Below are 21,959 nucleotides of genomic sequence, written 5' to 3' on the forward strand. Positions count from 1 at the left end.
ATAAGAAATATATTTTGTTTTCCTACAAAATACCTTAGGAATAATTCATATGTTTTACTTTAAAAAGCGATTTTTAAAAGTATTTTATCATAAAATACCGTTAATGACTGCATAATTATTAATTTACTCCATTATTTTTGGACTTTATTATTAAAACCGAAATCTATTTACTCAATGAAAAATATATATGTAGGATCATTAGCATTATTTACTGCTTTGTCTGTATGCTTTTCAGCTAATGCGCAGACATCAGTACCTTATACTGCCAAAAAAGGAAAACTCAGCACACCCGAACTGCAAAGATGGTCGCATCTGGATTTGGCCAAAGACAGTGTTCCAGGAATGAGTGTAGACAAAGCTTATGCAGAATTATTAAAAGACAAAAAAGGAGTAAAGGTAATTGTGGGAATTGTAGATTCTGGTGTCGACATTGACCATGAAGATCTAAAATCAGTTGTTTGGACCAATAAAAAGGAGATTCCTGGAAATGGAATCGATGATGATAAAAACGGTTTTATCGATGATATTCACGGCTGGAACTTTCTGGGAGATGCAGTCCATGAAACACTCGAAATGACCCGAATTGTAAAAAAAGGCGATGACGGATCAGCAGTTTATAAAAGCGCTTTGGCCGCTTATAACGAAAGATACAATAAAGCTGTCGAAGGCAAAGAGGTCGTTGATATGATTATAGCCAGTGACAAAGCAGTTCAGGCCCGCCTGAAAAAAGAAAATTACACGCTTGAAGAGGTAAAAGGCATCGCAACAATTGACCGCGAGCTGTACAGAAATAAGATGGTAATAGCCCGCGTTATGGAAGATTCAGGGCTGGATTTTAGAGCCAATATCGAAGAGTACAGAAAAGACGTTTATGACCAGCTTAATTTTAATCTTAACAAAGATTTTGACGGCAGAAAAGCAGTTGGAGACAACCCGGACGACATTAAAAACACCAAATACGGAAACAATACCGTTTATGGCTCGGACAAAGAAGAAGCACTTCACGGAACCCACGTTGCTGGTATTATTGCACAGGTGAGAGGCAACAATATTGGCGGAGACGGAATTGCTGATAACGTAGAAATCATGGCTGTGAGAGCAGTTCCAGACGGAGATGAGTATGACAAAGACATCGCATTAGCAATTCGTTATGCCGTAGACAATGGTGCCAAAGTCATCAACGGAAGTTTTGGAAAAAGTTATTCGCCACACAAGCAATGGGTTTATGATGCTATAAAATATGCCGAAAAGAAAGATGTATTATTTGTACATGCAGCCGGAAATGACGGAGATAATATTGATTTGCCGGAAAATGCAAATTATCCAAATGACTCTGATGACAATAAAAAAGAATTTGCTTCGAATGTATTGACTATTGGAGCTTTGAATAATAAATACGGAGAAAATGTAATTGCTCCATTTTCAAATTACGGCACTTTTAATGTAGATGTTTTTGCGCCGGGTGACGAAATTTATGCAACCATTCCAAACAACAAATACAAATATCTGCAGGGAACATCAATGGCATCGCCAAATGCAGCCGGAGTTGCAGCTTTGATCCGTTCGTATTATCCAAAATTATCTGCCAGACAAGTGAAACAGATCTTGATGGATTCTGGGACACCGCTTCCGGATAATGTAGTTGTGGGCGAAGAAGAGCATATAAATGTAAAAGCTGACAAGTCATCAAAATCGGCCAAAATGGTAAACGCTTATAACGCACTTTTGATGGCTGAGAAAATGTCTAAAAAATAAATTTAATTTTTATTAATCCGATGGAAGAGACTTTTGACTCTTCCATTTTTTCATTTTAATACAATGCGAAAACTCATTTTATTCCTCTTTTTTTCTGTAAATCTTTTTGCCCAGAAACAGGGCTACTGGCAGCAGCATGCCGATTACAAAATGGACGTCACTATGGATGTCAAAACCTACCTGTACAAAGGAAAACAAGAACTGATTTATACTAACAACTCCTCGGATACACTCAAAAAAGTATACTATCACTTATATAATAATGCTTTCCAGCCGGGCAGTGAGATGGATGCCAGAATCCAAACTATCAAAGATCCCGATCCGCGTATGGCAGCCAAGATAAAAGTGGACGGAAAAGATGTGAAAGAAAGCCGGCTCAAAAACCTCAAGCCAAATGAAATAGGGTATTTAAAAATCTCTAATTTCAAACAGGATGGCGTTGCTGCCACGGCAAAGGAATCGGGAACGATTCTGGAAGTGACTTTGGCCAAGCCAATCTTGCCTAATTCAAAAACAGTTTTAACTCTGGATTTTGACGGTCAGGTGCCGGTACAGATTCGCCGTTCGGGACGAAACAATTCAGAAGGTGTCGAATTATCGATGGCGCAATGGTATCCAAAAATGGCCGAATTTGATTTTGAAGGCTGGCATGCAGATCCGTACATCGCTAGAGAATTTCACGGTGTCTGGGGGAATTTTGATGTAAATATTACTATCGACAAAGAGTATACGCTGGGCGGAACGGGTTATCTGCAAAATCCAAACGAGATAGGACATGGATATCAGGATGCAGGAGTAAATGTGGTATATCCCAAAAAAGCCAAAACGATAACATGGCATTTTCTGGCGCCAAATGTTCATGATTTTACCTGGGCAGCCGACAAAAATTACCAGCACGATATAGTAAAAGGAGCAAACAATGTCGACCTGCATTTCCTTTTCAAAAACACGCCTTCGGTAGTAGAGAACTGGCAAAAAGTAGAGCCGCTGCTGGTAAAAGTGCTGGATTATTACAATAAAACAGTAGGGGACTATCCGTACAAACAATATTCATTTATTCAGGGAGGCGACGGCGGTATGGAGTATGGCATGTGTACCCTTATGCTGGGCAACGGAACTCCCGAAGGGATTTTCAGTACCGCCTCACATGAGTTTGGACACTGCTGGTTTCAGCACATTCTGGCGTCCAATGAATCGAAACACCCCTGGATGGACGAAGGCTTTACCACATATATCGAATATTTGGTAAAAAATGAATTAAAAACCAAAAAAGAAGAAAACGCATTCACAAAAGTGTATGCATCCTATTATAATTTAGTACAGTCCGGAAAGGAAGAACCGTTAAGCACCCATGGAGACCACTTCAATGAAAACCGTTCTTACAGTACATCATCTTATTATAAAGGATGTATATTCCTGTCGCAGCTGGGGTATATAATCGGTCAGGATAATTTGAACAAAACGATAAAAAGATATTACCAGGACTTCAAATTTAAGCACCCGGGGCCAAACGATATTAAGAGAACCGCCGAGCGTGTTTCGGGAGCCAATCTCGATTGGTACCTGCTGGAGTGGACACAAACCGTAAATACCATCGATTACGCAATTAAAGATGTTAAAGAAGATGGCGAAAAAACCACGGTAGCACTGGAAAGAATCGGCCGCATGCCAATGCCTATTGACCTATTAGTCGAATATACCGACGGAACAAAAGAAAGCTTCTATATCCCATTACGAGATATGAATTTCGAAAAAGAGAATCCCAATCCAGCCATTACCCGAACTGTTCTTAACGATTGGACATGGGCCAGTCCTAATTATGAGTTTAGCATTTCTAAACCTAAAACTGCAATTAAGAAAATCACGATCGACCCAAGCGGCATGATGGCCGATGTCAAGCAGAGTGATAACGTTTATGAAGTGAAATAACCATTCCCAAAAATAATCAGGGCGTGCCACCATAAAGAAAAGGGGCCAAATCATCTAGACCGGTGATTCGGCCCCTTTCCTTTATGCTGTCGGGCTATCCATGCTGCTGCGGCAGCTTATTCCTATCCCTCACGCGGGTTCAGTATTCAGGTTTCAGATTACAGCAGTTGCCGTAATACTAACAGCCCCATTATTAATAAAGGGCTTTTTTGTGGCCGAAAGCAACTAAAAAACAGTCCAATAGGGATGCTTATAGGCAGCGTTACCCCCATAAAAACCCAGCATACCCCCTATAAATAGGTAGTATGGGAGGTAAAATAGGGGGCATTAGGGAGTATTAATAGGGGCAAAGGGGGTGTTTATGGTATATCTAGGGGGTATTAATAGGGGCAAAGGGGGTGTTTATAGTATGTCTAGGGGGTATTAATAGGGGCAAAGGGGGTGTTTATGGTATGTCTACGGGGTATTAATAGGGGTAAAGGGAGTGTTTATAGTATAGTCTAGGGGGTATTATACCCCCTAATAACAGATTCTTTTCACAAAAAAGCACTAAAGGAAATTCTTTCCATTAAAAAAATAAGAGCTATGTTTGTAAGACAAAGCCACCGTTATTGGGTGGTTTGTTCTGATTTTATCAGGGCTATATGTAAGTTGGCAAAAAATTTAAAAACACAAAACTTAAAATAGAGTACTCCGTGAAAGAGCAGCATTATAAATATTTAGCAATAACATTTTTCCTTATAATCATTTGGATTTTGGTTGGACTTTTTAGTTCATACGATAATCAAAATTCTATCTTCAGTACTTGGTCTTTGTACTTTTATTTAGGCGGAAGTATGATGTTGGGAATAGCTCTTACAATAATTGTTTTAGCATTGAGATTGATCTTCTTTAAAAAAGAAAAGTTTAAAAATAATTTATTTTATGTTTTCTGTGGGTTCCTGAATATGATAATTTGCATCATTTGGTTTGTAACACTGTTAATGAAAATGATATCGATTGATTATAAATTAACCGAATTAGGAATCCCAAGTTTTTGTTTAGCAATTATTATTTTGACAGACTTATATTTTCCAAAAAGTCAATAAAGTAGTGTCAGAATAAAGCATATTGCTAACAGCTACAACAGATTTAGGCATTTGGCTTAATGGAAAGATGGTTTTGTATCTGGATGATTTGGCAAATCCGAAGAATGGACTTAATTTAGTCCCAAACCCGCTGTAGTACCAGAACGTGGTAGCAAATTAAACATATAACGATTAAAAAGAAAATGAAATTTGAATTAAAGTTTGATGAGAATATTTATAGAAATCAAATGGATTTGCTTCGGGATTTAGCTTGGAAAGATAAAATCGCGTACTATAAAAACTCACATTTTCTTGGCATAATTTTACTTATAATCGGTTCTTTACTTTTTTTTGACAGACCTAGTTTTTTTGGATTTGTATTGATAATTTTTGGTTTAGGAATTTTAATTCCATACTTCTATTATTATTTTAAGATAAAGTCCTCATATAAAGGATTTGAAGAAGTAAAAACTAAAGAAATAGAGGCGTGTCAAAACATAGCAACTTTTACTTGGGAATTTACTGAGCAAGGTCTAATCTCCAAAGTCCAAGACAATGAAAGAATGCTTGAATGGAAAGAATTTATAACGTATTTAATAAAAGAGAATAACTTGTTCCTTATTACAGAAAAATACGAACCTATGATTTTAGGAGAAACTGAAGTTGGCGAAGAAAACTTTAAGAAAATATTAGATTTCGTTGAAAAAAGAGTCACAGAAAAAAAATAATATGCTGGTAACAGCCCACTACAATGGATTTGGGCAATTGGTTTAATAGAAAAATGGTTTTGTATTTGAATGATTTGGCAAATCCAAAGAACGGGCTTAATTTAGTCCCAAACCCGCTGTAGTACCAGAACGTTATGCAACATTTTACAAAATGAGAATATTCGACTTTCTTAAGAGAAAAAACAACTGTCAAGACAATATATCGGAATCAGAAGCCGAATTTGAAATGCATAGTGCTAAACCCCTTTTCAGTTATCTCAGCCTGAAGTTAGAAAACGCTGTGACCTATGAAGACTTATTTAATTTGTGCTTTGCTCTGTTTTGCACATTAGATATTCTACCTGAAAATCTAAAAACTTTGAAACTTTCGAAAGAGGTTTTAGCTATGACTTTTGCAAAATTAGCAAGAGAAAGGAAAATCATTAATTTTAATACAAACAAATCAATCGAGTTAATGTTTAACGACATTTCGGATGAAAAGCATTGGATAGAACAAATTAAAGTACATATGATTGCTAACAAATGGCCTAATAAAGAAAGTGCTAGAATATTACTGGAAAGAAGTTGACCTTGAAAGAAAAAACGTTGCATAACAGCTACAACGGATTTGGGCATTTGGCTTAATTGAAAGATGATCTTGTATTTGTGATGATTTGGCATATCCGAAGAATGGGCTTAATTTAGTCCCAAACCCGATGTAGTACCAGAACGTTACTGGCAATTATACAATGAAAGAGAAACTTATAATTTTAATCGGAATATTTTTTTTATTTATTGGTTGGAAAAAAGAATCAAAACCTAACCTCCTGCAATACATAAATCGCGTAAACAAATTGGAAATCCTAACTGTTGACGATAAATGCGGAGAATGGGGCGGAAATGAAAGAATGTTAACAATTTATCGAGACGATTTAAAAGGACAGCTTTTAGGTGATTACATTGAAAAAGTGAAGAATTGTAAAGACAAAAAAGAAGCGCAAATCACAAAATCTATTAAGCGAATTAAACTTACTCAACAAGAAACCGAATTAATTCTTGAAAGTGTGAATGAACTTTGTGAAAAAAAATTAAACAGAGAAGATTATCCAAGCCATAGCGGAATATTTAACCGAATTATGCTAAGCGATTCTTCAATAGTAATAAAGGATTTTCCTTCTGTTGAGTTAACGAGCTTAAATAAATTAGTTACTGAATTGAAGAAAAAATAACTGCTGTTAACAGCTACTACAACGGATTTGGGCAATTGGCTTAATGGAAAGATGGTTTTGTATCTGGATGATTTGTCAAATCCGAAGAATGGGCTTAATTTAGTCCGAAACCCGCTTCAGAAGCGGGACGTTGTACGACAGTTTAAAAGACCATCATCAAAAATTCACCAATGAAAAAAAGTAAAACGAGAATAGTTCTAATCGGCTTAATCATTTTGGTTTTAGGTTTTGTTGCCATAAAAAACTTGTTTGAAATTCCAGAAAATCCTCATACAGAATTTATTGCTCGTCAAAAATTCTCGGGAATTATTCAAAAAAAATATACTGATACAATTTCTGAAGTACAGCAAATTTTGGTAGATGGGAAAAAGTATTATGTGGATAAAGAGTTTTACAATCAGTTAAATATCGGGGATTCAGTTTCAAAAAAACTGTATGAACTTAATGCAATAATTTATAAAACTGATGGAAGAATAATTCAATACGACTTAATAAATACTAAAAAAAAGCAATAGATTAAAAAACCGTCGCAAAACAGCTACTACAACAGATTTGGGCATTTGGCTTAATGGAAAGATGGTTTTGTATTTGGATTATTTGGCATATCCGAAGAATGGGCTTAATTTAGTCCCAAACCCGCTGTAGTACCAGAACGTTGTGCGACATGTTACTTGAAAATCAGAATAAACAACATGAAAAACTTACTATCTATAATTCTTATTATCTCGATTGTTTTGACATCGTGTGAAGATTCAATGCCTGTAATCAACAAAGAATATAAACTTCAATATGATAGAAATAGTAACATATATTTGGTTAAAATTAAGAATGAAGAAGCACTTATAGGAGGGCATATCATGTTTTATGGTTACAACAAAAATTTTATCATTGTTCAACAAAAATTCCCGCAGAATATAACAGAAGCAAATCTAGCAAATAATTATAATGATAGACAAAAGGCTGTTTTTAAAAGTAATTTGTCTGAATACTATATTTTTAAAATTGATACCGACAGTGTGTTTGGACCTTTTGATAAAAAGGAATATTTAAGTGTACGCAAAAGCCTTAACATACCATCAATTTTAAAATTAAATCATTCAACACTTTCGCATTATACAAATGGACAACGTAAAGATGTTGGTTATAAAATCATGGATGAAGATGTGATTGACATTAAAAATTTGGAAGGAAACGAAAGCGTCTATTTTTAATGAATAGAAAAACACGATCGCACAACAGCCACTACAATGGATTTGGGCAATTGGCTTAATGGAAAGATGGTTTTGTATCTGGATGATTTGGCAAATCCGAAGAATGGGCTTAATTTAGTCCCAAACCCGCTGTAGTCCCAAGACGTCAGGCTGTGAAAAAACCTCCTCAAATTTAGAAAGTATTCGGAGGGCTGCCAAAGAAAAATCTCAAACATGAGATTCTCACGAGGCAGATTTTAGTTTTTTCACAGTCTGACGTTGGGCGACATAATATAAATAACAAATCGGAAAAAAACAATGAATACATTTCAATTACCTGAAGTTTGGATTTCATCAATTGAACATCTTGATAAAACAACTATAATAAATTCTGAAAATAAGTGGTGGAAACAAATTATTGGAATCCAAAAAATTGATCCTGAATTTCCACAAGTCAAAGCTTCCGCATTTACTTTTCCGTTAGTCTATTTTTCAATTGGCGAAATTAAAGTTATTCCAGAAAAATTAGAATATAGTGCGAAAATATTTGAAGCTAAACCAAACATGCAATATAAAAATATCCAAAATGATTTAAATTTTGATTTACTATTCAATCAAATTGATAAAATTTCTATTTATAAATATCCAAAACCTTATCTTGAAAAATTTAATTATCCTTGGATAAAAATAAGATTGAAAAATGGGAAAACAATTTTAATTTCAAGCGCTATGAAAATTGGACAAATTGAAAATGGACTTAAAGAAACAACTGCTCTATATCATTTCTTACAAAATTACGTCGCCTAAAACGTTAGTGGTAATTTTAGTGAGCCAACTAAAAAAAACAAAAGGCTCGCTGACAGCAAATGAATCCAATTTTCGTCAAATATGTCTGCAAAGAGTTAGTTTAGCTCTAGCAGTGAATTACCCCCCCCCGCTAGCGTGAGCGTCCCGCTCGTGAACACTAACACCAAGCTAAAACAATTATAAATTAGCAATAGGTGCGAGCGAGACGCTCTCACTAGCGGAGAGATGCTGAAATAGTAGTATTAATTTGGAAACCATCTATCAATCAAAGTTTTTATTTCCAATTTCGCATTTTCAAGAATTGAATTTAATTGGTCTCTATTTTGGTCAACCCCAAAAGCTGAAATCTGTTCTGAAGAGATACCCATAAAATCAAAATTTTGTTTTAGTGTAGATGAAGCAAATTCCTTGATAGTATCAGAATTATTATAATCGAATCCACTAACGACTATTGATAAGGCTTTTTTATCTTTACAAAGACCGCTAAAGCCTGTTTCAGGGCTAAAAGAAAATGTCTTATCACTAACGACAATAGCATCTATCCAAGCCTTTACTGTTGCTGGCATTGTAAAATTGTAAATAGGAAAAGCCAATACAATATTATCAGCTGCAATAACTTCATCTATAAGTTTATGATGATTAGACAGCGTTAAGAGTTCTGTTTCCGAAAAGTCTCTTTTACCCATATTCCATTCCATTATTAAATTTAAATTTTTTTCTAATAATAATTCTGGTGGAGTTTCAGCTAAGTTTAAATGTGTTATTTCTGTTTTTCCTTTTGCTAGTTCCACAAACTCATCAAATAAAATTTGGGTATAAGAGCCTTTTCTAGGGGTGTAATTTATTACTAATGTTTTTGTCATTTGTTCTATTTTTTTACAAATATAGAATCAACACATTGATAATTTTAATTATTTTTGTTTGCTTATTTATAATATATGTTATGATTAATTTAGAATGGCTGCGCACATTCAGCGTTATATATGAATGTAAAAATATAACTGAAGCTTCAAAAAAATTAAATATGACTCAACCTGGAGTTAGTAAACATTTATCTGCCCTGGAAAGCCATATTGGAAAAAAACTATTTGAAAGAACCACCCGAAAATTAGAACCTACCGAATATGGAAAATTTTTATATTCACAAATTAATAATCCATTAAGTGAATTAGAAAAAGTAGAATATTATTCAGGTAAAAGAGCAAAAAAACAACGATCTGCAATAACAATTGGCTGTACCACAGACTTTTTCAAGAAAGAATTAATACATCATATTTATACTTTTGACATGTATATAGTGACCCATTTTGGAAATGAAAAAGAATTGATTGAAGCTCTTGAAATGGAAAAAATTCAATTATTGGTTGGAATAAAAAAACACGATACTTACGATCATGAATTCACATACATAAAGAATGAAGAGTTAGAATTAATTTGCTCCAATTCTATTGTTATTCCAGAAAATATTGAAAAAGATGATACGCAATTCATCACATGGCTGCAAAAGCAAACTTGGTTTACATATGACAATAACCAAAATGATATAAAAAAGTTCTGGGATTCCAGATTTCATACCAGTCCCAGAATAGTTCCAAGATATATATTACCCTCTTATCTGGACATAATAGAAGCTTTAAAAAATAATAGCGGATTTAGTATAGTTCCTAAACATTTATGTGATGAAGCGTTAGAAAAAAAAGTAATTAAAGCACCAATTAAGTCTTCTAAAATAATAGAGCAAAAACTATTTTATTCATTCAAGCTGAAGAATAATAACCTGAAAGAAATTAAGCTTTTTATAGAGAACATGAAAAAAACTAATTGACCTCCTTATTAAAATGGCTTTTCTTTAGCCGACAATTCTCATCAAAACATAAAAGACAATTTAGAGAATAACATAGAAGCGGTAAAAGTTTACGCATATTGTTACAAGCACTAACACACGTTTGTGGCTATTGCGCAATTTAGTGGAATTATCGTTTTCAATTCGTATTTTCGTTTAACCGAAAATACTCGTCTTCGAAGTCCGCAACATCCAGAAGCACGAGAGCGTTAGACCTAATTTTATAAAGATGAAAAGACATATTATTGTAATAATTTCTCTGATTTTGTTTTCTTGTAATAGTAAGCAAGTGAAAAATGAAAACACAATAAAACAAGAAAATTTAAAAAATGAGAAAATGAAAAATTATGCCTATTTAAAAGATATGTATGCGGATTCATATTTTCCGAAATTTCTGGTTGACAAAGTGAAAACAATTCTTATTGAACTATGCATTAATATTGAAAAAACATCTCCGAAAAATCTTGACGAACTTTATAAGTTAACACATACAGCTACTATAAAAATAAATGATTTACAAAACGAATTCTTTGAGCATAACAGCGAGATTGAAACTGGTGCTAGAGAATCGATTGGGGCAGACTTTGACTTTATTGCTAAAACATATGGATTCAATGCCGATGTAGAAGAACTGATTGCTCCCAGAGAATGGTAAAAAACGGTTACTAACAGCAGCCACAACAGATTTGGGCAACTTTAAACAAACATTATCTATATGAAGAATTTTCTTTTCATTTTACTACTATCAATAACATTGACAAGTTGTGCATCAAGAATGACAGATGAGAAAAAGTCTGCGCTTAAAAATGAATTAAAAGAAATTGTAAAAACTGATCAAATTGCTGCTTCTCGTTGGGAGCAAAAATGGGAAAAATATAAAGACAGTGTTTTTACAAATAATAAAATCAAAGTTGAAAAAATGTTCAATGATTATGGCTTTCTTGGCTTTGATAAAGTTGGCACAGAAGGATCAAATGATTTTTGGTTAATCGTTCAGCATAGTGACAAATTTCCAGAGTTTCAAAGAAAAGTATTAAAGGATATGAGCAAGCAGGTCAAGCGAAAAAATGCAAATGCAAATAACTATGCATATTTGTTTGACAGGATTCAAGTCAATGCTGGATTAAAACAAAGGTTTGGTACACAGCTTACTTACAAAACAGAAACAACCGGTAGAGCAATTCCAAAAATTGGATTACTTGACTCAATAAATGTTGACAAAATTAGAAAGGAATATAATTTAAATCCTTTGAAAGATTACTTAAATCAAATGACAGCAATGCATTATGAAATGAATAAAGAACACTATCAAAAAATGGGAATAGCGGAACCAAATCTTTATTAACCAAACCTGGACGGAACCCTAGTTTTAAGAACTTACCTGTTTTTTGGTAATTTTAAAATTTTGTTTTCACGAAGAAAGTTCGATCTTGGCAGAGAGGACTCAGTCCGCTCCTATCGGCAAATTTGTGAAGCGAAATAAAGCTAGAGGTAATTTTAGTGAGCCAACTACAAAAAACAAAAAACTCGCTGACAGCAAATGAATCCAATATTAAGTCAAATATGACTGCAAATAGTTAGTTTAGCTGTAGCACCGAATTACCACCTATGAAAATAAAAGCTTATTCCCCTTTAAATCCTTTACTTAAAAAATACATAGAGTGCATTTATATACTTACACATACATCTGAAGAAAAACCTGCCAAATACATAACCTTTCCATCTATTTTTACCATTGTTTCAATAAGTGAAAAATCAAAAACTATTAATACAGGAAATAAAATTATAATCGAGCAGTGTAATGACAATAAGATTGAAACAAATTTGGTGTCTAATTTCAATAAACCGGTGTATGTCCAATACGAAGGGAAAATAAACGAAATTACTATCTACTTTAAGCCGTTAGCTATTAATTCATTTTTGGAGCATGAATTAAACCATTACAACAGTTCGAACTTTTCTGAATTTTCACCTTTTGAAGATTATAAAAAAGCTATGATTGAAATTCTGTCTCTGCAAAATGAGAGCGAAAAAATTGAAGCTGTTGAAAGTTATTGGTTATCCAAATTAAAAGGGTTTCAGCATAATTTCCTCGAAACTATTTTGTCTGAAATGATGAGTGAAGAAAATGACGCTTTAACAATTACAGAATTATGTAAAAAAAATGCTATTTCACGTACAACATTAAACAAACACTTTGGCAGACATATCTGCAAAACACCATCTGAATTCAAAAAGATACTACGATTTAGAAATGCGGTTAATAAATACGCATCAGATAATGCAGGAAACAATTTAACGGATATTGCATATGGTGTTGATTATTTTGACCAGTCGCATATGACAAGAGAATTCAAATCAGTGACTGGGTTTTCTCCAAAGGATTTTTTTAAAAAAACTACTGCGCTGGAAAAAAAACAGATTCACTGGCTGTTTTTATAGATAGGTTTACACTTGTACAATTTTTCCTTTTATGATTAAAGTACTTTTGGCACTTAAACATAAAATGATACCCATTATGACAACTCGTCAAATATATTTTATTACCGCTATTTTCTTTGTAGCTCTTTTACAGCCTATCGTGGTCCGATCACAAAATTTGGAAAGTATAGTTAATCCAATAAGTTCTCACTTAAAAAATCTTGAAAAAGAAAATAATTTAAGCGGCGTTGTTCTTATCGCAAAAAATGGCAGACCAATATATAGAGAAGCATTTGGTTTTGCCAATTTGCCTGATAGTGTTAAAAATAAGCCAGATACGAAGTTCAATTTAGCTTCTATAAACAAAATGTTCACAGGAGTGACTATTATGCAATTGGTGGAATCTGGCAAAATTTCACTTCAGGATAAAGTAGGCAAATATCTTTTGGATTATCCTAATAAAACTGTTGCCGATTCTGTGACAATTCATCAATTATTAACGCACACTTCAGGAATGAGCAGTTTTTGGGAGGACTACGACAAGCTTGCAAAAGTAAACTTCAAAGCTGTTTCTGATTACCTTCCGTTGTTTGTTGATAAAAAACTTGCCTTTGCTCCAGGCAGTGGCTTTTTGTATAGTAATTCAGGATATATGGTTTTAGGCTTAATCATTGAAAAGGTGTCGGGTCAAAATTATTTTGATTTTGTAAAAGAACACATATATAAACCTGCAAAAATGATTAATACTGATGCTTACGAATTGGGGAATGCTATTCCAAATTTAGCTACCGGGTATACAATGTCATTGGAAGAACCGGGGCAATGGAAAAACAATATTTTCTCAAATCTGGCCAAAGGAACTCCTGCTGGAGGAGGCTATTCGACAGTTGATGACTTATTGAATTTTGCCAATACTTTACAGAACGATCGTTTACTTAGCAAAGAGAGTACAGCTCTTTGTACATCAGGTAAAGTGAAGTATAGAGAAGGAATGTATGGCTATGGGTTTGAAGAAAACACAATAAACGGGCACCGCATTATTGGACATACTGGTGGACACGATGGCATTGCTTGTGAACTGATGATTTATCCAGATTTGGGATATACTGTTGTTATTCTAACAAATGGAGAAGTCGAAAATTATTGGGAAACGAGTAATCTAATTAAAAAACAATTAGTGGGTTCATCACCATCAATTGATAATTTTTTTTACACTAAAGATATAATTAATATAGTATGTGATAAAGGTTACGAAGCTGGTATTAAGGAAATAGAACACAATTCAAAGAAATATTCAGTAAGAGAGAATCTTATTGAAAGATATGGTTATAAGCTATTGTTCGAAAAAAATAATAATCAGGCAATAGATTTATTTAAGTTAAATATTCATCTTTTTCCCAACTCAGCATATAGTTATTATTATATAAGTGAGGCATATAGGTTTTCAGGTCAAAAAAAACAAGCAATTGAATATCTAAAGTTATACATTGAAAAAGAGCCAGAAGACAATGATGCTAAATTAAAATATAGATTGCTAATAAAATAACTGCAGATAACAGATGCCGCAACGGATTTGGGCAATGGGCTTAAATTATTAATTTGATAAATATGAAAATCTAAATAATTAAAATTTACTGTAAAAAAATATATATTTATTGTTTATCAATAATTATTTATTATATTTGAACATAATTTTAAACTTAATAATTATGTCAAAAACAAACAACTTCGTATTTTGGGGTCTTTATGTTGTGGCCTGGCTCATTTTTGTCGGCTTGTCGATTGAAGCAGGAGGATTAATTGTAAATTTCTTTTTTAGTCTGTATAACCCTGAATTTGTCCAAAATCTTTATCAAAAACTGGATTTAATTGAAATGTATAAAGACAATAGATCAGCTTTTTTTGGCGTCTATAGTTTTATTCTAATCATTTCAATTTTAAAAGCCTGCCTGTTTTATACAGTTATCAGACTAATGCACAAAATGGATTTGTCAAAACCATTCAGCAGTTTTGTTGAGAGACAAATTTCACAAGTGAGTTATTATACCCTTTCAATTGGACTGCTAAGCTACATTGCCAGACAGTCAGTTAAAAATTTAATGCATCACGGTTTTGTTCCCGACAACTTAAACCAATTTTGGGCAGACAGTCAGGCATTTATTTTAATGGGAGCTGTAATTTATATTATTGCGACTATTTTCAAAAAAGGAGTAGATATTCAAAACGAAAATGATTTAACTGTATAAGCTATGCCAATAATTGTAAACTTAGATGTGATGATGGCAAAGCGAAAAATTTCTTTGAATGAACTTTCTGAAAGAGTAGATTTGACATTGTCTAACCTTTCCATCTTAAAAACTGGAAAGGCAAAAGCAATCCGTTTCAGTACTTTAGAATCAATCTGTAAAGCACTGGAATGTCAGCCTGGTGATATTTTGGAATATGTAGGTGACGAAAAAAAGGATAGCGAACCATGACAGCATTGTGGCTAAATGGCTGTTTCTTATTCTTTCATTTTCCGAAAAAACTCATATCTTTAACAGAAAATAATCGTTCCGCTGGCGCCAATTATTGCCAAACTGCGGAACGCTGATTACTATTTTAGAGAACCCATAAACCATAACAGCAACAAGATAAAAATGAAAAAAACAATCTTAACAACAGTATTACTTTTACTATTAGGTCAAATAGGATTTGCTCAAACAAATTTTGACAAAATAAAATTGGATAATTACTTTAATGCACTTGAAGCGAATAATAAGTTTATGGGAAGTGTTGCCGTTTCACAAAATGGTGAGATCATTTACACAAAATCAATGGGATTTGCTGACGTTGAAAAAAATGTTAAAGCAACCAAAAATTCGAAATACAGAATTGGTTCAATTTCTAAATCGTTCACGACAGTTTTGATTTTAAAAGCAGCCGAAGATAAAAAGCTAGACTTAAGCCAAACTATTGATAAATGGTTTCCAATAATTAAAAACGCTGATAAAATATCAGTAAAACAATTGCTTAGTCATAGAAGCGGGATACACAATTTCACAAATGATAATGACTATCTTACTTGGAACACACAGCCAAAGACAGAAAAAGAAATGCTTGAAATTATAGCAAAAGGAGGCAGCGATTTTGAGCCGGACAGCAAAGCAGAATACAGTAATTCAAACTTTGTGCTTTTGACTTATATTTTAGAAAAAACGTATTCAAAATCGTATTCTGACTTATTGCAGCAATATATTGCAAAGCCACTTGGTTTGACAAATACGTATGTTTTTGGAAAAATTAACACCAGCAAAAGTGAATGTAGATCATACAACTTTGCAGGAACTTGGAAGGTAGTAACTGAAACCGACTTTACAATTCCGTTAGGTGCGGGGGCAATAATTTCCACGCCAAGTGACTTGACAAAATTCGCGGATGATTTGTTTGGAGGTAAACTTTTAAAACCGGAAAGTCTTGAAATAATGAAAACTATTAAGGATGGTTACGGAATTGGTTTGTTTCAAATGCCTTTCCATGAAAAGATGGGTTATGGACATAATGGAGGAATTGACGGTTTTAGTTCTGTTTATTCTCATTTCGCAGAGGACAAAATTTCATATGCTTTAATTACAAACGGAACAAAGTTAAATATGAACGATATTTCCATTGCTGTTTTAAGTGCAGTTTACGGCAAACCTTACGACATACCAGTTTTCACAACGTACAGCTTGACTTCGGAAGAAGTTGATAAGTATTTGGGCGTTTATGCTTCCGCAGAAATCCAATTTAAAATTACATTCACAAAAGATGGAAATGCTTTAATCGCACAAGGCACAGGACAGCCGGCATTCTCTCTAGAAGCAACAGAAAAAGACAAATTTAAGTTTGACCAAGCAGGAGCGAAATTTGAATTTAATCCGACAGAAAAGACAATGATTTTATTTCAAGGCGGTGGGCAGATTAAATTTACGAAAGAATAAAAAAAGCATCCATAAGCTGCTTCAACGGATTTGGGCAATAAATATGATGGAACGCTAGTTATATATTAGTGATGATTTGCTTCTTCTGCTCGTTATCGTTCAGGTTGTAAATCCGAAGAAGAGGCTTATTTAATCTCAGTTTTACAGCAGCAGTTGGTACATTATAAGCCATGTTAGATGATATTTAAGTTTCCCGGATAATCAAAAATTTGAAAGATTAATCTAAAATTTAGCGTTATGACAAAGTTACAATACACAATAAATATCAACGCACCTGTTGCCAAGATATATGATTTAATGCTTGGTATTAGCAGTAAATCAACTTATGAAGAATGGACATCTTTGTTTAACCCTACATCTACCTATGAAGGAAGCTGGGACAAGGGAAGTAAAATTCTATTTATTGGAGTCGATGAGAAAGGAGAAAAGGGAGGTATGGTTTCCAGGATAGCTGAAAATATTCCCAATAAATTTGTTTCTACTCAGCATTATGGGCTTTTAAAAGCTGACAAGGAAATTACGGAAGGACCTGAAGTAGAAAAATGGGCAAATGGATTTGAAAAATATACTTTTGAAGAGAATAATGGGACTACCAAAGTTATTGTTGACTTAGACACCTCTGAAGATTTTTTAGATTATATGAACGAAGCCTATCCAAAAGCACTCGACAAGCTGAAAGAAATTTGTGAAAAATAAAGAATTGCAAGAATATTTTAAAACATAAAAAAGAAACACAGCCTAATAACAGCCACAACATCGGATTTGGAGAATTTGATTAATTGGAAAGGGATGTTTTTTTTGGGAGATTATGTAAAGAGATTTTAGTCCAGCATATATTTTATAAACTATAAAAAAACCACCAAGTAAGACACATAAATCTTATCTGGTGGTTTTTAAATATTATATAATTTATTTTTTCTCTTCACTCAAATGCCTGATAATTTCGGCAATCAATCCAGTCCATCCTGTTTGGTGATTGGCTCCTAAACCTTTGCCGGTATCTCCGTCAAAGTATTCAAAAAACAAATGATTTTTATTGAAGAGCGGATCTTCCTGAAACTTTTTGTATTCGCCGTACATTGGAATTTTTGTATTGGTATTGGGTACAAACAGTTTTAATAAACGCTCGGCTACACCTTCGGCTGCTTCCTGTAAATTTACTAATTCACCAGATCCGGCAGGGAATTCAACTTTGAAATCTTTTCCGTAATAACCATGAAATTTTTCTAGGGAATCCAATATCAGATAATTCATTGGGAACCAGATTGGACCTCTCCAATTGGAATTACCGCCAAACATATCTCCGGTAGCTTCGGCTGGCGTATAGTCTACTTGAATAGTTCCGCCGTCATGCTTGAATTTATAAGGATGATCTTTATGGTATTTAGATAAAGACCGTACACCAAAATCAGACAGAAATTCTTTTTCGTCAAACATACGCTTGAGGATCATTTTCATTCTATGTCCTCTAAGTGTAGAGAGTAAACGCGTTTCTCCTTTTCCGGGATTGTACCAGCTGGATACCAGACTTGCTAAGTCGGGACGGTTTTTCAAGACCCATTCTACACGACGCCTGAATATTGGGAGTTTTTCCAGCAGATCTGGAGTTAATACCTCGACAGCAAATAATGGAATTAATCCCACCATCGAACGAATTTTTAATAATTCGGCATCTCCATTTGCTTTGTGGAGCATGTCGTAATAAAATTGATCATCTTCATCCCAAAGGCTTACTTTATTGTCTCCTAAGGATTGCATTGCTCCAGAAATATGGAGAAAATGCTCAAAGAATTTGGAAGCCATATCCTGATAAACAGGATTTTTTAATGAAATTTCGCAGGCTATCCGCAACATATTTAAGCAGTACATTGCCATCCAGCCAGTTCCGTCGGCTTGTTCTAAGTGACCTCCTGTTGGCAGATCGGCAGATCGGTCAAATACCCCAATATTGTCCATTCCAAGGAATCCTCCTCCAAAAATATTGTTGCCGTTTTCATCTTTCAAATTAACCCACCATGTGAAATTGAGAAGCAGTTTGTGAAAAATACGTTCCAGGAAAACCGTATCACCAACGCCATTATTAGCTTCTTTATCAATCTCATATACTTTCCAGGTAGCCCACGCGTGAACAGGCGGATTAACATCCGAGAAGGACCACTCATAAGCAGGAATCTGTCCATTGGGATGCATATAATATTCGCGGAGGATAACCAGTAATTGCCTTTTGGCAAAGTCAGGATCCAATCTTGCAAGAGGCAGGCAATGAAAAGCTAAATCCCAAGCTGCAAACCATGGGTATTCCCATTTGTCCGGCATCGAGAGAATGTTGGAAGTGTACATGTGTTTCCAAGAGCTGTTGCGTCCTTCTTTGCGGTTGGCATCAGGCCGTGGTGTCGACGGATCGCCTTTTAACCATTCAAAAACATTATAGTAATACCATTGTTTTGTCCAGAGCATGCCAGCATAAGCCTGCCGCTGAATGGATTTTAATTTTTCATCTTTAACTCCTTTTTGGATAGTATGATAAAATTCATCCGCTTCATCTATTCTTTTTTTGAAAATAGCATCAAAATCTTCAAAGGCATCTTCTAGAGTAGTATTGACAAACCTCAGGCGGTATTCCTTTTTGCCGTTAGCAGGAATAATATCATTATAATGTGCAGCCGCCTTGGTGCCAATAGCTTCTGGATTAATACTGTTTTTTTTATTATTGATGATATAATCGTTAATTCCATCTTTGGCATAAGCGGATTGTGCAGGTGATTTATAAAGCCTTTCAAAATTAGTTTTATTATCGCAAAACAATAAATCTTTGGCATATTCAGCATATAAATTAAAAGAGCCGACCAAACGGTGCTGTACTTCAATATGTGATTTTTCTACTCCTGTTAAGGTAGGTTTGTGTTTGTAATTTTCGTATCCCCAGCTCCATGTGTTTCTAAACCAAATTGTTGGTAATACAGTAATAGGTGCAGCAATTTTTGAACGGTTTTCTACCGTAACCTTGATTAATATGTCTTGTTCGTCGGCTTTGGCATGTTCTATAGTAATGTCAAAATATTCGTCATTGTCAAAAATACCCGTGTCTAGCAGTTCGTATTCTGGTTCTTGACGGCTCCGTTTTTTGCTTTCCTGAATTAATTTTTCATATGGAAATGCTGCATGAGGATATTTATACAGCATTTTTTGATAGGAATGAGTAGGGGTAGCGTCCTGATAGTAATAAATTTCTTTAACATCCTCACCGTGATTGGTTTCGGATGGTGTTAAGCCAAACAAACGTTCTTTTAATATGTGGTCTTTGTGATTCCAAAAAGCAAAAGCCAGGCAGATATGCTGTTTGTTATCTGAAATTCCTGCTATGCCTTCCTCACCCCAGCGGTAGGCTTTGGAGCGTGCCATATCGTGAGTAGTGCTTCCCCATGCATAACCGCTTTGAGAGTAATCTTCCCTAACGGTTCCCCATTGTCTTTCGGATAAATAGGGACCCCATTTTTTCCAGCCTTTGTTGTCGGTTCTTAATCCTAATCGTGCTTTTTCAGCGCCTTTTTCTGCATCAATTTCTGGCATACCGTAACTAATTTGATTCTTAATTGCAATTTAAATAAATCGCACGTAAAAGTACCTATAGATTTGACAAAAATCAGCGGGGATAATTACTCAAACGATATTTGTGAATAGTTTTATTTATTGAATTATAATAACCTCAGAATTTGCTTAAGTTTTTTAAATATGACAAATAAAAGATTAGCACAAACCTCACTATAAATTAGTGTTTTTCCTTTTATGCAGTACACTCAAATACAAGAAAGAATGTGTTACTGCAAATCAGTATTGTATTGCGGAGCGAGGTTTTTCAGCATTTCGGCAGTCATCGTTTCCAAATCAAATTTGTGATTCCAGCCCCAGTCTTCTCTCGCTCGGGAATCGTCGATACTGGCAGGCCAGCTGTCGGCAATTTTTTGACGGAAGTCCGGTGCGTACGTTACTTCGAGGTCCGGTATGTTTTTTTTGATTTCGGCAGCAATTTCGGTTGGAGTGAAACTGATGGCGGCAAGATTATAAGAAGAGCGGATCTTGATTTCTTCAACAGGAGCTTTCATGATGTTGATGGTAGCAGCAATGGCGTCGTCCATGTACATCATTGGCATTTTGGTTTCGGAGGTCAAAAAGCATTCGTATTTTTTATCAGAAAGTGCTTTGTGGTAAATGTCTACGGCATAGTCAGTCGTTCCTCCTCCGGGCAGTGTCGTCCAGCTGATTAGTCCAGGATAACGGATGCTTCGAACATCGACACCAAACATATTATGGTAATATTCGCACCATCTTTCTCCAGCCTGTTTGCTGATTCCGTATACTGTGGAAGGTTCCATTATGGTATATTGCGGCGTATTTTCTTTGGGAGTTGTCGGTCCAAAAACGGCGATACTCGAAGGCCAGAAAATCTTTTTTATTTTTTTTGCTTTCGCCAAATTTAAGACATGAAACAATGAATTCATGTTCAGATCCCAAGCAAAAGCAGGATTTTTTTCGGCTGTTGCCGATAGCAGTGCGGCCATCAGATATATATCGGTAATCTGGTGGATTTCTACTAAATGTTCAATTTGGTTAAAATCCAAAGCATTAATTACTTCAAAAGGACCCGAATTGACGACATCGTTATTCAGTTTTCGAATATCGGAAGCAATCACATTATCAGTTCCATAAATCGCTCTGAGCTGATGGGTCAGTTCTGTGCCTATTTGCCCGCAAGCGCCTATAATTAATATTTTTGGATTCATATCAAAAGGGTTTTATGTTGCAAATATAACGATTTCGCAAAATGTAACATGTAAATACTTTATTTTTTATGAATTTTATAAAAAAATAATCTAAAAATTTTTATATCGTAATTGTGATCCGATTAAGAGATGGGCTGTTTACTGGATATTTTAATGTATATTTAATTATTTGCATTGATTTTTGGAATTGGTTTTTGTCATTGAAATTGTTATTGATTTTGTCATTGATATTACTATTGTCATTGCCATTGATATTTGTAACTTTGCG

At 34.4% G+C, this 21,959-nt stretch carries 20 protein-coding genes; 17 read left to right on the plus strand and 3 right to left on the minus strand.

Going from position 1 to position 21,959, the window contains the following annotated elements:
• Positions 1–174 precede the first annotated feature (174 nt).
• From C8P67_RS10475 to C8P67_RS10515, 8 genes are all read left to right on the plus strand, one after another.
• Positions 175–1,755, plus strand: a complete 1,581-nt coding sequence (locus C8P67_RS10475) for a S8 family peptidase (RefSeq protein WP_115813087.1) — start codon at positions 175–177, stop codon at positions 1,753–1,755.
• A gap of 63 nt (positions 1,756–1,818) precedes the next feature.
• Positions 1,819–3,684, plus strand: coding sequence for a M1 family metallopeptidase (locus tag C8P67_RS10480; RefSeq protein WP_115813089.1), 1,866 nt, complete (start codon positions 1,819–1,821; stop codon positions 3,682–3,684).
• 1,270 nt (positions 3,685–4,954) lie between these two features.
• Positions 4,955–5,479, plus strand: a complete 525-nt coding sequence (locus C8P67_RS10490) for a hypothetical protein (RefSeq protein WP_115813093.1) — start codon at positions 4,955–4,957, stop codon at positions 5,477–5,479.
• A 151-nt stretch (positions 5,480–5,630) separates the two neighbouring features.
• Positions 5,631–6,047: a hypothetical protein gene (locus C8P67_RS10495; RefSeq protein WP_115813095.1), complete on the plus strand. Its 417-nt coding sequence runs from the start codon at positions 5,631–5,633 to the stop codon at positions 6,045–6,047.
• A 160-nt stretch (positions 6,048–6,207) separates the two neighbouring features.
• Positions 6,208–6,687, plus strand: a complete 480-nt coding sequence (locus C8P67_RS10500; protein WP_115813097.1) for a hypothetical protein — start codon at positions 6,208–6,210, stop codon at positions 6,685–6,687.
• Between the two features lie 170 nt (positions 6,688–6,857).
• A complete protein-coding gene (locus tag C8P67_RS10505) occupies positions 6,858–7,202 on the plus strand; it encodes a hypothetical protein (protein WP_115813099.1) in 345 nt (114 codons plus the stop codon).
• Positions 7,203–7,379: 177 nt separating this feature from the next.
• On the plus strand, positions 7,380–7,898 hold the full coding sequence (locus tag C8P67_RS10510; protein ID WP_115813101.1) for a DUF3997 domain-containing protein: 519 nt from the start codon (positions 7,380–7,382) through the stop codon (positions 7,896–7,898).
• A 297-nt stretch (positions 7,899–8,195) separates the two neighbouring features.
• The gene (locus C8P67_RS10515; RefSeq protein WP_115813103.1) at positions 8,196–8,684 is read left to right on the plus strand and encodes a hypothetical protein; all 489 of its coding nucleotides are present in this window, start codon (positions 8,196–8,198) and stop codon (positions 8,682–8,684) included.
• 242 nt (positions 8,685–8,926) lie between these two features.
• Here the strand turns inward: C8P67_RS10515 and C8P67_RS10520 are convergent, their stop codons facing one another.
• Positions 8,927–9,547, minus strand: coding sequence for an FMN-dependent NADH-azoreductase (locus C8P67_RS10520; protein ID WP_115813105.1), 621 nt, complete (start codon positions 9,545–9,547; stop codon positions 8,927–8,929).
• A gap of 80 nt (positions 9,548–9,627) precedes the next feature.
• On the opposite strand from C8P67_RS10520, the gene C8P67_RS10525 reads away from it, so the two are divergent.
• From C8P67_RS10525 to C8P67_RS10565, 9 genes are all read left to right on the plus strand, one after another.
• The gene (locus C8P67_RS10525; protein ID WP_170141446.1) at positions 9,628–10,509 is read left to right on the plus strand and encodes a LysR family transcriptional regulator; all 882 of its coding nucleotides are present in this window, start codon (positions 9,628–9,630) and stop codon (positions 10,507–10,509) included.
• Between the two features lie 247 nt (positions 10,510–10,756).
• On the plus strand, positions 10,757–11,182 hold the full coding sequence (locus tag C8P67_RS10530; protein ID WP_211319907.1) for a DUF5713 family protein: 426 nt from the start codon (positions 10,757–10,759) through the stop codon (positions 11,180–11,182).
• A gap of 60 nt (positions 11,183–11,242) precedes the next feature.
• The gene (locus tag C8P67_RS10535; RefSeq protein WP_147298220.1) at positions 11,243–11,872 is read left to right on the plus strand and encodes a DUF6624 domain-containing protein; all 630 of its coding nucleotides are present in this window, start codon (positions 11,243–11,245) and stop codon (positions 11,870–11,872) included.
• A gap of 263 nt (positions 11,873–12,135) precedes the next feature.
• The gene (locus tag C8P67_RS10540) at positions 12,136–12,969 is read left to right on the plus strand and encodes a helix-turn-helix domain-containing protein (RefSeq protein WP_115813111.1); all 834 of its coding nucleotides are present in this window, start codon (positions 12,136–12,138) and stop codon (positions 12,967–12,969) included.
• A gap of 76 nt (positions 12,970–13,045) precedes the next feature.
• Positions 13,046–14,494 (plus strand): serine hydrolase domain-containing protein, encoded by a 1,449-nt coding sequence (locus C8P67_RS10545; protein WP_170141447.1) that lies wholly within the window; start codon positions 13,046–13,048, stop codon positions 14,492–14,494.
• Positions 14,495–14,657: 163 nt separating this feature from the next.
• A complete protein-coding gene (locus tag C8P67_RS10550) occupies positions 14,658–15,194 on the plus strand; it encodes a DUF2975 domain-containing protein (protein WP_115813115.1) in 537 nt (178 codons plus the stop codon).
• Positions 15,195–15,197: 3 nt separating this feature from the next.
• Positions 15,198–15,425: a helix-turn-helix domain-containing protein gene (locus C8P67_RS10555; protein WP_115813117.1), complete on the plus strand. Its 228-nt coding sequence runs from the start codon at positions 15,198–15,200 to the stop codon at positions 15,423–15,425.
• A gap of 162 nt (positions 15,426–15,587) precedes the next feature.
• Complete coding sequence (locus C8P67_RS10560; RefSeq protein WP_115813119.1) at positions 15,588–16,910, plus strand: serine hydrolase domain-containing protein; 1,323 nt, start codon at positions 15,588–15,590, stop codon at positions 16,908–16,910.
• Between the two features lie 237 nt (positions 16,911–17,147).
• A complete protein-coding gene (locus tag C8P67_RS10565; protein ID WP_115813121.1) occupies positions 17,148–17,606 on the plus strand; it encodes an SRPBCC family protein in 459 nt (152 codons plus the stop codon).
• A 213-nt stretch (positions 17,607–17,819) separates the two neighbouring features.
• Here C8P67_RS10565 and C8P67_RS10570 read toward each other — a convergent pair whose 3' ends face one another.
• Together C8P67_RS10570 and C8P67_RS10575 are read right to left on the minus strand one after the other, a co-directional pair.
• On the minus strand, positions 17,820–20,480 hold the full coding sequence (locus C8P67_RS10570) for an MGH1-like glycoside hydrolase domain-containing protein (protein WP_115813123.1): 2,661 nt from the start codon (positions 20,478–20,480) through the stop codon (positions 17,820–17,822).
• Positions 20,481–20,728: 248 nt separating this feature from the next.
• Complete coding sequence (locus tag C8P67_RS10575) at positions 20,729–21,691, minus strand: L-threonine 3-dehydrogenase (protein WP_115813125.1); 963 nt, start codon at positions 21,689–21,691, stop codon at positions 20,729–20,731.
• Positions 21,692–21,959: the final 268 nt, after the last annotated feature.

The sequence above is a fragment of the Flavobacterium aquicola genome, from assembly GCF_003385115.1.
Lineage (GTDB): Bacteria > Bacteroidota > Bacteroidia > Flavobacteriales > Flavobacteriaceae > Flavobacterium > Flavobacterium aquicola.

Bases quoted from the DNA above. Each gene is read 5' to 3' on its own strand.
- C8P67_RS10525 (WP_170141446.1), top strand. From the start codon at position 9,628: ATGATTAATTTAGAATGGCTGCGCACATTCAGCGTTATATATGAATGT.
- C8P67_RS10480 (WP_115813089.1), top strand. From the start codon at position 1,819: ATGCGAAAACTCATTTTATTCCTCTTTTTTTCTGTAAATCTTTTTGCC.
- C8P67_RS10475 (WP_115813087.1), top strand. From the start codon at position 175: ATGAAAAATATATATGTAGGATCATTAGCATTATTTACTGCTTTGTCT.
- C8P67_RS10560 (WP_115813119.1), top strand. From the start codon at position 15,588: ATGAAAAAAACAATCTTAACAACAGTATTACTTTTACTATTAGGTCAA.
- C8P67_RS10490 (WP_115813093.1), top strand. From the start codon at position 4,955: ATGAAATTTGAATTAAAGTTTGATGAGAATATTTATAGAAATCAAATG.
- C8P67_RS10575 (WP_115813125.1), bottom strand. From the start codon at position 21,691: ATGAATCCAAAAATATTAATTATAGGCGCTTGCGGGCAAATAGGCACA.
- C8P67_RS10520 (WP_115813105.1), bottom strand. From the start codon at position 9,547: ATGACAAAAACATTAGTAATAAATTACACCCCTAGAAAAGGCTCTTAT.
- C8P67_RS10570 (WP_115813123.1), bottom strand. From the start codon at position 20,480: ATGCCAGAAATTGATGCAGAAAAAGGCGCTGAAAAAGCACGATTAGGA.
- C8P67_RS10550 (WP_115813115.1), top strand. From the start codon at position 14,658: ATGTCAAAAACAAACAACTTCGTATTTTGGGGTCTTTATGTTGTGGCC.
- C8P67_RS10530 (WP_211319907.1), top strand. From the start codon at position 10,757: ATGAAAAGACATATTATTGTAATAATTTCTCTGATTTTGTTTTCTTGT.
- C8P67_RS10505 (WP_115813099.1), top strand. From the start codon at position 6,858: ATGAAAAAAAGTAAAACGAGAATAGTTCTAATCGGCTTAATCATTTTG.
- C8P67_RS10515 (WP_115813103.1), top strand. From the start codon at position 8,196: ATGAATACATTTCAATTACCTGAAGTTTGGATTTCATCAATTGAACAT.
- C8P67_RS10540 (WP_115813111.1), top strand. From the start codon at position 12,136: ATGAAAATAAAAGCTTATTCCCCTTTAAATCCTTTACTTAAAAAATAC.
- C8P67_RS10495 (WP_115813095.1), top strand. From the start codon at position 5,631: ATGAGAATATTCGACTTTCTTAAGAGAAAAAACAACTGTCAAGACAAT.
- C8P67_RS10510 (WP_115813101.1), top strand. From the start codon at position 7,380: ATGAAAAACTTACTATCTATAATTCTTATTATCTCGATTGTTTTGACA.
- C8P67_RS10555 (WP_115813117.1), top strand. From the start codon at position 15,198: ATGCCAATAATTGTAAACTTAGATGTGATGATGGCAAAGCGAAAAATT.
- C8P67_RS10565 (WP_115813121.1), top strand. From the start codon at position 17,148: ATGACAAAGTTACAATACACAATAAATATCAACGCACCTGTTGCCAAG.
- C8P67_RS10500 (WP_115813097.1), top strand. From the start codon at position 6,208: ATGAAAGAGAAACTTATAATTTTAATCGGAATATTTTTTTTATTTATT.
- C8P67_RS10545 (WP_170141447.1), top strand. From the start codon at position 13,046: ATGACAACTCGTCAAATATATTTTATTACCGCTATTTTCTTTGTAGCT.
- C8P67_RS10535 (WP_147298220.1), top strand. From the start codon at position 11,243: ATGAAGAATTTTCTTTTCATTTTACTACTATCAATAACATTGACAAGT.